This window comes from Sediminibacillus halophilus, from assembly GCF_900103695.1.
GTDB lineage: Bacteria > Bacillota > Bacilli > Bacillales > Amphibacillaceae > Sediminibacillus > Sediminibacillus halophilus.
This window is the reverse complement of the sequence record NZ_FNHF01000001.1, coordinates 284,728-297,347: the sequence shown is the minus strand read 5'-3', so window position 1 is coordinate 297,347 and position 12,620 is coordinate 284,728. Positions and strand designations below refer to the sequence as shown.

The 12,620-nt window shown below is 42.8% G+C and carries 9 protein-coding genes; 7 read left to right on the top strand and 2 right to left on the bottom strand.

Annotated elements, in window-relative coordinates:
* Positions 1 to 14: 14 nt before the first annotated feature.
* The 3 genes from BLR82_RS01565 to BLR82_RS01555 are packed head-to-tail and all read left to right on the top strand — an operon-like array spanning position 15 to position 3,271.
* A complete protein-coding gene (locus tag BLR82_RS01565) occupies positions 15 to 941 on the top strand; it encodes a hydroxymethylglutaryl-CoA lyase (RefSeq protein WP_074597260.1) in 927 nt (308 codons plus the stop codon).
* Positions 931 to 1,716: an enoyl-CoA hydratase-related protein gene (locus tag BLR82_RS01560; protein ID WP_245693625.1), complete on the top strand. Its 786-nt coding sequence runs from the start codon at positions 931 to 933 to the stop codon at positions 1,714 to 1,716. Before BLR82_RS01565 ends, BLR82_RS01560 begins: the two co-directional genes overlap by 11 nt.
* 13 nt (positions 1,717 to 1,729) lie before the next feature.
* A complete protein-coding gene (locus BLR82_RS01555) occupies positions 1,730 to 3,271 on the top strand; it encodes an acyl-CoA carboxylase subunit beta (protein ID WP_074597259.1) in 1,542 nt (513 codons plus the stop codon).
* A 106-nt stretch (positions 3,272 to 3,377) separates the two neighbouring features.
* Here the strand turns inward: BLR82_RS01555 and BLR82_RS01550 are convergent, their stop codons facing one another.
* Positions 3,378 to 5,327, bottom strand: coding sequence for an AMP-binding protein (locus BLR82_RS01550; protein ID WP_342720989.1), 1,950 nt, complete (start codon positions 5,325 to 5,327; stop codon positions 3,378 to 3,380).
* A 252-nt stretch (positions 5,328 to 5,579) separates the two neighbouring features.
* On the opposite strand from BLR82_RS01550, the gene BLR82_RS01545 reads away from it, so the two are divergent.
* The 4 genes from BLR82_RS01545 (at position 5,580) to BLR82_RS01525 (ending at position 11,576) form a co-directional block, all read left to right on the top strand.
* A complete protein-coding gene (locus BLR82_RS01545) occupies positions 5,580 to 6,047 on the top strand; it encodes a CBS domain-containing protein (protein ID WP_074597258.1) in 468 nt (155 codons plus the stop codon).
* An 83-nt stretch (positions 6,048 to 6,130) separates the two neighbouring features.
* Complete coding sequence (locus tag BLR82_RS01540; protein ID WP_074597257.1) at positions 6,131 to 7,174, top strand: C45 family autoproteolytic acyltransferase/hydrolase; 1,044 nt, start codon at positions 6,131 to 6,133, stop codon at positions 7,172 to 7,174.
* 477 nt (positions 7,175 to 7,651) lie between these two features.
* Positions 7,652 to 11,290, top strand: coding sequence for a dynamin family protein (locus tag BLR82_RS01530; protein ID WP_074597255.1), 3,639 nt, complete (start codon positions 7,652 to 7,654; stop codon positions 11,288 to 11,290).
* Between the two features lie 94 nt (positions 11,291 to 11,384).
* Complete coding sequence (locus tag BLR82_RS01525; RefSeq protein WP_074597254.1) at positions 11,385 to 11,576, top strand: DUF4025 domain-containing protein; 192 nt, start codon at positions 11,385 to 11,387, stop codon at positions 11,574 to 11,576.
* Between the two features lie 128 nt (positions 11,577 to 11,704).
* Here the strand turns inward: BLR82_RS01525 and hisJ are convergent, their stop codons facing one another.
* Positions 11,705 to 12,532, bottom strand: coding sequence for a histidinol-phosphatase HisJ (gene hisJ, locus BLR82_RS01520; RefSeq protein ID WP_074597253.1), 828 nt, complete (start codon positions 12,530 to 12,532; stop codon positions 11,705 to 11,707).
* Between the last annotated feature and the right edge of the window lie 88 nt (positions 12,533 to 12,620).

Sequence of the window (12,620 nt, the reverse complement as noted above, 5' to 3'; positions counted from 1 at the left end):
AGGGAGGTGGGACGATGAGTGAAATACCTAAGAAAATAAATGTGAAAGAAGTCGGACCACGTGACGGCCTGCAAAATGAAAAGCTGATTTTACCTTCAGAAGATAAGATCAGCTGGATTGACGCATTGTCCTCTACCGGGCTGTCTTATATTGAGATGACCTCTTTTGTTCACCCAGATTGGATTCCTCAGTTAAGTGATGCGCAAGATGTTGCTGAAGGAATCCGACGACATCCTGATGTTACCTATGCGGCTTTGGTTCCCAATCAAAGAGGATTGGAACGAGCTTTAATGGCGGGAATCGATGAAGTGGCTGTATTTATGTCAGCAAGTGAAAGCCATAACCGGAAAAACATTAATAAAACCATTGAGGATACATTTCCAGTTTTACAAGGTGTGGTGGAAACGGCGAAATCTGAAGGGAAAACAGTCCGTGCGTATCTGTCGACAGTTTTCGGCTGTCCTTATGAAGGAGCGGTGGCCATAGATAAAGTGATGAAAATCTGCGATCGGTTGTTTTCTATGGGAATCGATGAACTATCATTGGGCGATACAATCGGAATTGCCAATCCACTGCAGGTAAATGAAATGCTCACAAGGCTGCTTCCCCGTTTCAAAGAAGGTTCTGTCGCCTTACATTTCCATAATACAAGAGGGATGGCCTTGGCAAATGTTTGGTCCGCCTTGCAACACGGAGTGACAACATTCGATGCTTCCTTAGGTGGATTGGGCGGTTGTCCTTATGCTAAAGGTGCATCTGGAAATTTAGCCACGGATGATTTGGTATTTATGCTTGAGGAAATGGGAGTGGAAACCGGCATTGACCAATCCGTACTAAATAATGCGGCGGATTTCATTGAAAAACGGCTTGGCAAGCTTTTGCCAAGTCACCAAAGACAACTGCAACATTCCAGACAAGGGGGGGACCGGTTTGTCAGGTGAATTGATAGGCTTTCACAAACGGAATGATCATATTGCGGTACTGATACTTAACAGGCCAGGTGCTGCTAATGCTTTTTCAATGGAACTGCTCCGTCAATTTAATGATCGGTTAACACAGTTGGAGAGTGATCCACTATTGCGGTGCTTGGTGATTACCGGTGCTGGGCATAAAGTATTCTGTGCAGGAGCCGACTTGAAAGAAAGAAGCAAAATGACAGAACAGCAAACAAGAGAAGCAGTCCAATACATCGGCAGCACGCTGCAAAGAGTCAGTGAATTGCCAATGCCGACAATTGCGGCGATAAACGGAGCCGCCTTTGGTGGTGGATTAGAACTCGCACTTGCATGTGATTTAAGAATTTCTGCTTCACATAGTAAATTGGCTTTAACCGAAACTTCTCTGGGTATCATTCCTGGAGCAGGTGGAACACAGAGGCTAAGCCGTCAAGTAGGACTGTCCAAAGCAAAAGAAATGATATTTACTGCCAGTCCTGTAGACGCTGAAAAAGCTGAACAAATAGGATTGGTCGAATACGTCCATGATTCGGAGGAATTAATGGAAAAGGCAGAATCTTTAGCGGAGGAAATTGCTAAAAATGCCCCTGTTGCTTTAAGGCAGGCCAAACTGGCCATTAGTAAAGGAATCGATATGGAACTTTCGGAAGGGCTCGCATTTGAGAAACAATGCTACCAGCAAACGATCAATACAAAAGATCGATTGGAAGGACTCCAAGCTTTTAAAGAGAAGCGGACTGCTGTATTCATTGGAGAATAGAGGAACTGGAGGAATGACCATGCAAATAGACAGAGCAGAAGAAAAATCCTCACACCAAGATCGCATTAAAAAAGGCGGCGCAGAAAAGTACCATGAAAGAAACCTGGAAAAAGGGAAGCTATTTGTGAGAGATCGTTTGAAGGAACTGTTTGATGATGATGTTGAATTGGAAGACGGCTTGTTTGCCAATTGTCTCGATCCAACGCTTCCTGCCGATGGAGTAGTGACTGGTATCGGTAAAATCCACGGGAAAACAGTATGTGTCATGGCTAACGATTCTACTGTCAAAGCGGGATCTTGGGGGGCAAAGACCGTCGAAAAAATTATCAGAATACAAGAAACCGCTGCTAAATTAAATGTGCCAATGCTTTATTTAGTTGACTCTGCCGGTGCCAGAATAACGGATCAAATCGAAATGTTTCCCGGCAGACGAGGAGCAGGGAGAATTTTTCACAATCAAATCAAACTTTCCGGAAGGGTGCCTCAGGTTTGTTTACTATTCGGTCCTTCGGCAGCAGGGGGAGCATACATACCAGCTTTTTGTGATATTGTTGTCATGGTGGACGGGAATGCTTCTATGTATCTCGGCTCTCCTCGTATGGCTGAAAAAGTGATCGGGGAAAAAGTTACGCTGGAAGAAATGGGTGGAGCTGCGATGCACTGTTCCGTGTCAGGTTGCGGTGATGTATTAGCTGCATCAGAAAAGGAAGCGATTGAATTTGCCCGTAAATATCTTCAGTATTTTCCGGATAATTATCAGGGGAGGCCGCCCCGTACATCGGCGCTTCCTCCGAAAACAGGCGAAAAAACGATCGGTGAGCTGATACCTGAAAATCAAAACGCCCCATTTGATATGTATGAGTTAATCAATCATATCATTGACGAAGCTTCATTTTGTGAAATTAAGCGGCTGTTTGCACCAGAATTAATAACCGGTTTCGCCCGTTTGGACGGTGAAGCAGTCGGCGTAATCGCCAATCAGCCGAAAAGCAAAGGCGGCGTGTTATTTCCTGATTCTGCAGACAAAGCGGCCAAATTCATTCAACTCTGTGATGCCTTCCATATTCCTTTGTTGTTTTTAGCCGATATACCAGGTTTTATGATCGGGACCAAGGTGGAGAGGGCAGGTATAATTAGACATGGTGCCAAAATGCTCGCTGCAATGAGCGAAGCGACAGTGCCCAAAATTTCGGTTGTCGTTCGAAAAGCGTACGGTGCGGGTTTGTACGCCATGGCCGGTCCTGCATTTGAGCCGGATTGCACACTTGCATTGCCTGGTGCGCAAATTGCAGTTATGGGACCAGAAGCTGCTGTCAACGCCGTCTATGCCAACAAGATTGCAGAGCTTCCAGCAGAAGACAAAGCCGAATTCATTCGTGCGAAACAGGAGGAGTATAAGGCCAATATCGATATATATCGGCTGGCATCGGAATTGGTTGTTGATGCTGTAATTGAACCAGAGAAATTAAGAAGGGAACTAATCTCTAGATTTGCTTTTTACAAAAACAAATCCGTACAATTTACGGAAAGAAAACACGGCGTTTATCCAGTTTGATAAAAGAGGGGAAAGGCAGTCCCAATAGGGACTGCCTTTTTTATACGAAAATGGTTTTTATTCGGCTATGTTTATCAAGGAGGGAAGACCATCCTCGTTTTCCTGCCTATTTTTCTCGAAGGGCTGTTATTTCTTCAAGGATTTCCGGGTTGACCAGAGCGCTTAAATCACCCTGGGATTCACCGAGGAAAACGGTCTTTAAAGCACGTCTCATCACTTTGGCATTCCTTGTTTTTGGTAAATCAGATAGGAAATACAGCTGGTTGGGAGCTAGTGCCTTACCTAAACGGCTCCTCATATAAGTGAGTATTTCCTCTTTTTTCTGTTCGGTTGATTCATAGCTACTATCGAGTACTGCAAAGGCAGCAGCTATTTCCCCTTTCAGCTCATCAGGCAAGCCAATCACTCCAGCTTCTGCAACAGCTGGGTGACTTACTAAACAAGATTCGATTTCTGTTGGCCCAATCCTTTTTCCGGCTATGTTCAATGTATCATCAGAGCGTCCTGTAATGGTGAAGTAGCCATCACTATCTTTGATAACCCAGTCTCCGTGAACCCACGTATCTTTCCAACGATGCCAGTACGTATTCTCATACCGATGATCGGTATCCTTATAAAATCCCTTTGTCATTCCCACCCATGGCTGTTGTATCACAAGCTCCCCGACTTCTCCGGTAATTGGCTGCCCCTCTTGATTGAAGACATTTGCGGCCATTCCGGGGAGTGCTGCATTGAAATTAGCAGGTTGAATCGGCTTTACCAATACATTTCCAAAGATACCTCCAGAAGTCTCTGTTCCGCCAGAATAATTGAAAATAGGGATTTTACTATTGCCGACTTTCTCGAAAAGCCAGTGCCATGGTTTTTCGTTCCAAGGTTCGCCTGTGGAAGCGAATAACCGCAGACTGCTTAGTACATACGTTTCCATTGGTTTCGTACCGTGTTGCATCAAGCTTCGGATTAGGGTAGGAGAAATACCTAAATGGGTTAGTTGGAGTTCGTCCGTCAACTGCCAGAGCCGATCCGGCCCAGGATAATCTGGTGTACCTTCAAATAAGACGATAGCAGCTCTGTTTAGCAACCCCCCATATACTAAAAACGGACCCATCATCCATCCCATATCGGTAAGCCAAAATAATTTATCATCTGGTCTGACATCCATGCAAATACCAGCGTCGAATGCCGCTTTAATCGGAAATCCTGCATGGGTATGTACCGTTCCTTTCGGCTTCCCGGTAGTACCAGAAGTATAAATGATCATGAAAGGCTCTGAACTGTCAGTTTCTACAGCTTTGAAATCGCTGCTGTTTTTCGTAATCGTTTTCCACGCCACATCTCTGCTTGACCATGATCCGATCCCTCCAATTCTTTCCACGACTATCACTTTTTCTAGTGAATGGGATTGGCCGGCTGCTTTATCTGCTTCTTGTTTCATATTGACTATTTTCCCGCGGCGGTAATACCCATCTGCTGTTATTAAAAATTTTGCCTCCGAAGCTTCGAGCCTGGCCGATACGGCATCTGCCTTGTAACCGGAAAATGCAGGTGTAAACACTGCCCCTATTTTTGAAATGGCCAGCATAGCAATTACCGTTTCCGGGATCATCGGCATATATAAAAAAATGACGTCTCCACGCTTTACCCCTAGTTGCTTGAATCCGTTCGCAGCTGCATTTGCTGCCGTATTTAACTGCTCGAATGTGTAAACCTTTTTTTCCTGTCCGTCCCCTTCCCAAATGAGTGCAGTTCGGTGGCGGGTCGATGGGTTATCCGCCCATTTTTCCACTGCATTATAGGCAACATTTATTTTTCCTCCCACAAACCACTCGGGATACTGGACCCCTCTGGATAGATCAAGGGTGGTGTGGGGACTGGAAAACCAGGAAATATCCAGTTCTTGTACAGCCTCCTGCCAAAACCAATCAATTTTTTTAATAGATTCTTGATAAAAAGAATCATAATTGGAAAAACCAAGTTTCCGCATCCAGCTCCCTAACCGAGAATTTTGCAGAATGTCCTTGGATGGTTCCCATGCCGCCTGTGTCGAATTTATCAACTCAACCGCCCTCCCTAAATGTAAGTGCTTACATTATACATTATACATCAACGAGTTAAGTTTATCAGCGGTATCTGCGATATAGGATGAAAGGAAAAGTGCTTTCTGATCAGCTGAGTAAAAGCAATATTATTCCAACTGTCCTACTTCCGTGATACGCTATAAGAGAGCAGGGAAACGTTGTCCTCTCCTAGTTGAAACACAAATCGATAAAAAGGTACTAATTATAAATAAAAACTTCGAGGTGTTAAAATGAAAATTAGCGAGTTTATGATCAGAGATGTTGTGCAAATTGAAGAGCATGTCACGATTAAGGATTTATTAGAAATCCTCGTCGCAAACAAAATCGGCGGTGTTCCTGTCGTTGATAAACAGGGAGTGCTGCAAGGGATGATCAGCGATGGAGATGTTATCCGGTTTTTACAGCCGCAGGGAAGAACTATATACGATATTTACACCCTTGTCCTTGTGAGTGAGCGTCAGGATCTGAAGGATAAATTGAAAAGCTCGATTCATCTACCGGTAGAGGACATGATGAGAAAACAAAAGCTTTACACGGTAAAACCGACTGATAATCTCGAAAAGGCACTTGAAATTCTTGCAGAGCATGGTTTTAAGAAAATACCAGTAGTCAACGATGCCGGCAGAGTGGTCGGAGTAATCAGCAGGGGAGACTTAATCCGTTATATATCCAACCAGTTAATCAGAGAATTAGACTAGAATGTAAAAGATATGCTTTGCGCTGATGGCGACTATTTGAAGTAGGGTAGAACTAAAAATCAATCATTAAAAAGGAAATACACATGAAAAAAGTCACCACAAGCTTTTTAGAATTCAGAGGAAGCCATGCTCAGTTTGGTTTTGAACAAGGTAAAAGACTTAAGGATTCCGCTTTGGAAAAGAATTACCAACGTGTCAACCAACCTAGGAAAAGACCAAGATATGTTGTCGACGCTAATAAAGCCGAGAAGACCATCAAAGCATACATGCCTCATTTATGGGAAGAACTTGAAGGGCTTTCGGAAGGTCTCAAGCTCTCGTTGGAGGAGACGGTACGGAATTACAGTGGATACCAGCAGGAGTGGCACCCTTCTGGTTGTTCGATTTTGACCGGACGTGATTATCTGGTGCGTAACTATGATTATCATCCAAAGACGTATGAAGGTCGATTCGTTTTATTTCAACCCCAGCACGGCTACGCGACGATTGGTCCTAGTCAACGAATCACCGGCAGGTCTGACGGGATGAACGAACACGGATTAATTATCGGCTATAATTTTGTCCACCGTAGGAAACCAGGGGACGGCTTTATCTGCAATGCGATTACTCGAATGGTATTGGAAACCTGCAAAAACAGCGAAGAAGCTGCCGATATGTTAAAACGGGTTCCTCACCGGCATTCCTTTAATTATGTTGTGTTCGATCGATTCGGAAAGGCGAAAGTCGTCGAAGCTACGCCAAGGGGAGTCGTTGTCAAAGATGAGCCATTGAGCACAAATCATTTTGACATTTTACAAGAGGAAAACCGTTACCATTTAGATGATTCAAGACGAAGAAAAAAGTTATTAGTAGAAGAAAAGGGCAGGCTGACTTCTCCCTATGAAGCTTTTCGGTTGTTCAACGATAAAGCGAAAGGGATTTTTTCGGAAAAATACACACAATGGGCTGGTACGTTGCATACTTCTGCCTACCTTCCAAAGGAACTAGCAGTATGGTTCGCTGTTGGCAGCGATAGAGAGCCATTCATTCTGTCTTTTAAGGATTGGTTACAAGGGAAGGATACAAAAATCAAACAATTAATTGGATACTTGAACACAGATGAAGAGCTGCCATTTATGGAATCTTGATTAGTCTGGATTTTCTAACTGTGGTCAATTTGATTCATTGCACGTATAATAATCTTGTCAGGAAATCGGTGTTTTATGAGGGAAATGGCATTGATTGTATTTACAGCATTGCATGTTACTCTTCAGATCCTTTATAGAATTATTGCTAACCCAACACCGGGGAAACGAGAAAATGAAGCTTTCGGCAGTGGAGACAGAGCACATAGAATCTTCGAAAATGAAAAATCAATTATCTTTGTACATGATAAGCCTAGGGAAGTATTCCATGTGAATGAGCAGTATCCTCGGTTAGAAACAGGATGCTGTTTATAGCGCAGGGTATTTCCGCAGAGTCGCACTGCTAGTAGAGACCTGAAAGAGGCGCCATGAGAAAACTATTTCGCAGTTTCATTCAATAGACAAGCAATGAAGTACACTCCCCTGTATTACTGCATTGCAAACTTCTTATTCCAGCAAAAAAAGGGAGCATGAACATAAATGAACAGCACTATAAGTCAATCTACAACACAACATCTTGGGGCATTGTATGCGAAATTCACGGAAGCCGGACAAACAGAATTAGCAGACAAAGCGCTTGACTTGTTGGAAAAGTTGGATTCCCATGAGTTTGTCATTTGTTTTGCAGGCCACTTTTCAGCCGGTAAGTCAACGATGATCAACGAGTTACTTGGCAATGATCTCTTACCTTCCAGCCCAATTCCCACCAGTGCAAATGTTGTGAAAATACTGGCCGGAGATGGAACTGCCCGTGTGTTTTTCAAAGAGGGAGACCCATTGTTGTATAAGGAACCTTATGATTTTGATACAATTCAGGCCCATTGTAAAAATGGTGATGCGATAAAACGAGTCGAAATAGCTGCCAAGAACCAGCATCTCCCTAAAGGAGTAGCCTTGTTGGATACTCCTGGTATTGATTCATCAAACGATGCAGACAGAGTAATAACCGAATCCTCCATGCATTTAGTGGATGTGCTTTTTTATGTGATGGATTATAATCATGTTCAGTCAGAGGTAAATCTTTCGTTTATGAAGCAGGCCCAGCAAGAAGGAAAGCGCATTTACATCATCATAAACCAAATAGATAAACATCAGGAACGGGAATTGTCATTTCAACAATTTAAAAATAGTTTAACGAAGACGCTTGAAAAATGGGATTTGGAGCCGGAAGCTATTTTTTATACTAGCTTGAAAGAACTGGGACACACTTTTAGTCAATTTCAGACACTGCAAACAGAACTGCAGCAGTTGATGAAATATAAAATTGATTTAGTAGAGGAAACCGTTGTGTTTTCCGCAAAAAAATTAGCATCAGATTATTTGAACGCCTATCAAGAAAAAATAGAACAGGAAAAAGCGGATTATTTCCAACAATTATATCAATTGGACGGCAAGGAAGATTCGGAAACAGTAGAAGAGGCCAGGGAGGAATTGAAAAGGCTCGAAACACTGCCCGAACAGGCAGAGAAGGACTTGAAAAATACAGTGAATACAACGCTCAAAAATGCCTATCTCATGCCATTCGAGCTTAGGGAACAGGCAAAGGCATATCTGGAATCGATGCAGCCGAAATTTAAGCCAGGTCTATTTTCCAGTAAGAAGAAAATAGAACAAGTTCGCGAGCAACGATTGCAAGCATTTCATGCGTCGCTTAGCACGATAGTCGAAGCAGCCATTGACTGGAAAATCCGTGATAAACTGATGGAAACAGTTAAATATATGCAAATAAATGACGTTTCCATTATTAAATCGATTCAGAAATTCTCGGTACAGTTCCCAAAAAAACGCTTGACGGAACTGATAAAACCCGGAGCTACGTTAAACGGTGAATACTTACTGGTTTATACGGAAGATGTCTCGCAAGCGATCAAGCAGTCGTCCAAACAACTAGCCATGAGTATTATTGAACAAGTGACTGCCTTTGTCCGGGAACAGGCCGAATCAGATAAGCGCAAACAAGTACAAGCCGTAGAACGGGCTGAGCAATATCAGCAAATAGAAGAAAAGCTTTACAAAACAGATGAACGATTTGAAGCAGAAAAAAAGGATGTATACCAGGTTCAGAACGACCAACCTTTTATTAGCCGGACATTGGAGACAATGAGACGGCAAATTCAAGATAAGAAAGATGCCGTTCTCTTTCGGGAGTCAGAGGAAGAAGTTATCCTGTCGGAAGATCCTGGAGTGCCTCCTGAATCAAAATCAATCGAAGAGGAAATCGAACTGCCTGGCCATCTGTCGGTTATGGAGACCGTCAAAAAGGTGGAACAAGCAATGGCGGAAATCAAGGATGTAAAAGGTTTCCATACTATTTATCAAGATTTACTTGTTAAACGGGATAAGCTGACAAGAAGAGATATTACGATTGCTTTGTTCGGTGCTTTCAGTGCGGGAAAATCTTCATTTGCGAATGTACTGATGGGGGAACGTGTTTTGCCTGTTTCACCGAATCCGACCACGGCAGCAATCAACAAAATTTGCCCGCCAACGGATGAATTTCCCCATGGGAGTGTAAGGGTCAAATGTAAAAGTGAGTTGGAAATCTTTCATGAATTAACGGTCATCCTGGATGAAACAAACGGAAGGATTCCAAAGTTTTACGAATTGTCGGAGATTATTGATTGGCTACAGCAAAACGATGGAGCCAATCTACATGGCTTAAAAGAAATGCACCAGTCATTTTTAACTGCCGTGATGGAAGGCTACAGTAAATTAAAACAGCAGTTAGGAAGAGTACAGGTCGTATCGCTGACGGAGTTTCCTTCATTTGTCTCAGACGAATCCCTTGCTTGTTATGTAGAATGGATGGAGTTATTCTATGATTGCCCACTAACACGTCAGGGTATCACGTTGGTCGATACACCTGGAGCGGATTCTATCAATTCAAGGCATTCTGATGTTGCGTTTCAATACATTAAACAAGCAGATGCCATCTTGTTTGTGACGTATTATAACCATCCCTTTTCTAAGGCTGATCGAGACTTTTTAATTCAACTCGGCAGAGTGAAGGATGCTTTCAGTCTTGATAAAATGTTTTTTCTCGTGAATGCGGCAGACTTGGCAGCCAATCAACAGGAATTGCAACTTGTAACCAACTATGTTACCGATCAACTGCTCAGTTTGGGGATTAGAAATCCGCGGCTCTTTCCAGTGTCCAGCCACCTCGGCATGAGAGAAAAGGAAGGACAGGAAAAACAATCGGGTAATTCAGGGATAGATGAGTTTGAAACGGCATTTTTTCAATTTCTTAAAGAAGAGATGATGCAGCTGATGATCCATTCGTCGGTACATGATATTCAACGGACGGAAAATCAACTGGCTGCCTATATTAAATCAGCGAATTTAGACCAACAGGAAAAACAACAGAAAAAACAACTTTATCAAAAAAACAGAGATGAAATGAAAAAAGTCGTGGAAACGTTGGACTCTGAGCTTGTGAAAAAAGAAATTGACCAAAAACTGGAAAAACAACTGTATTACGTGCACGAACGAATGTCGATTCAATTCACCGATCGATTCAAAGAATCGTTCAACCCGGCAACGATATCGGGGGATGGCAAAGAGGCAGAGCGTGATTTGCAGCATGCACTGGACACGTTGCTAAAAGATATCGGCTTTGAACTTGCTCAGGAACTTCGGGCGGTTTCACTGCGGATGGAGCTTTTCATGAATCAAAAAGCCGGGGAGTGGAGCATGCAGCTGCAGCGTGCTTGTTCCAATATCCAGTCCGATGTCATTTTTTCAGAAATAACAGAATACCCATTTGAGACACCTGCTTTTTCACAAGCCTTGGAGGAGGTAGACATACAACGGTTTAAGCCTGCAATTGCCATGTACAAATCTGCCAGGCACTTTTTTGAGAAAAACGGGAAAGAAAAGGTGAAGCAGCGTCTCCATGAAGAGCTTGATCCGATGGTGGAGCATTACCTATTGGACAACAAGCAAGAAATCCTCGATTGGTACAGCGAACAATGGAAAAACTGCTTAGCGAAGATAAAAGCAGAATACATGGAGTCGATATCGGAATATTTCGAGGGTTTGCTTTATAGTTTAGCGGATGAGGTAGACGTCGATGAATTGGATACAAAGAAACAAAGAATTGCAGCATTGCTGACTTGAGATGGTTATTCCTTTCCTGCGAAAAGGTTTAAAGTCCGGTAAGAACGTAAATGTACTAAGTAGGAAAGATAATTTCATCAAGGAGGCACAAACCATGGCTGACAAAGATAAAGTAACAAACGACCAAAGCAAAGAACTTTCTGAAAAAAATTACCAAGGAGAAAAATCCAAAGATACCGACGTGGAGAAAGGCTTGGATAAGACACATAAACAAGTGGAAAGTGGTCTTACGGACGGTACGATAGATCGAAATGAAGAAAAGGATAAGCAGGGAAAAACCAAATAAATGTTTAAAAGTGCAGTACTCTTGGTGGAGAGTGCTGCACTTTTCTTATGATAAAATAGAAGAAAATCCTTGTCCACTTCGGTGTAAAGAATCATGTGGGAAAACACTGAAAAAGCATGTTCAGTTAGCTAAATACCTTGAGGTAAAGCATATTGAAGATCAGGCAAGTTTCCAAAGCCCCGAGCAATTTGAGCTGCTTGATGACTATCGGAGCCTGGGACAAGCGGTATCCCTAATTCATAAGCTTGTCGAATAAACCTTTCCGGAGGATAAATGGATTGACAGTATTCTTTATACAAACCCGCTGTATTGATGTCTAATTCCATTCCGTTTTCGGCCATTAGGGAAAGAATTTCTAAGATTTCCTGTTCGAATATTCGAGCGGGCGGAAATGTCTTTTTGAATTTTTCCACGAGGGTGATATGGCCAAGCCGCTTCGGTTTAAAACGCCCCAAGTCACTCGTTATAGCGTGTAGAAGAGTACGATAGTAAGCTTGATAAACGGCATCGACGGAACCAAATAGGGAAACGATGGCTGCAAATTCTTCGGCACTGTAATCCAGACAAACAAATTTGCCTACAGGACTGCGGAGCATGTGTACCGAAAGAATGGCATCGTCAATCAGTGGTCCCCATTTTTCCAATAGCCTACAAGTTTCCTTCTCGAATCCAGCTATATAGTCAACTTCCAATCCAACTTGGATAACTAATTTATCATGATATTTCTTTTTCAGATGCCGCGCTTTTTCTAAATAGGTTTTAACAGACTCTGCCGGCATACTGCTGTCTTTTGAAGGAGCAGGATCGGAAAAATCAGCAGGAAGCGGTGCGTGCTCGGTAAAGGTTAAATGAGTAAGTCCGGACTCTATCGCCTGTTTTACATATGCTTCCATCCTATCTGAGGTGCCATGCGGGCAAAACTGGCTATGGACGTGAAAATCGCCGCTTATGTTCATGTACTACCGCCTCTCATAGTCTTAATTCTAGTTTTATATAAAGATACCAAAGCGATTGAGTATTTTGAAGCTACATGTATGCCGTGTT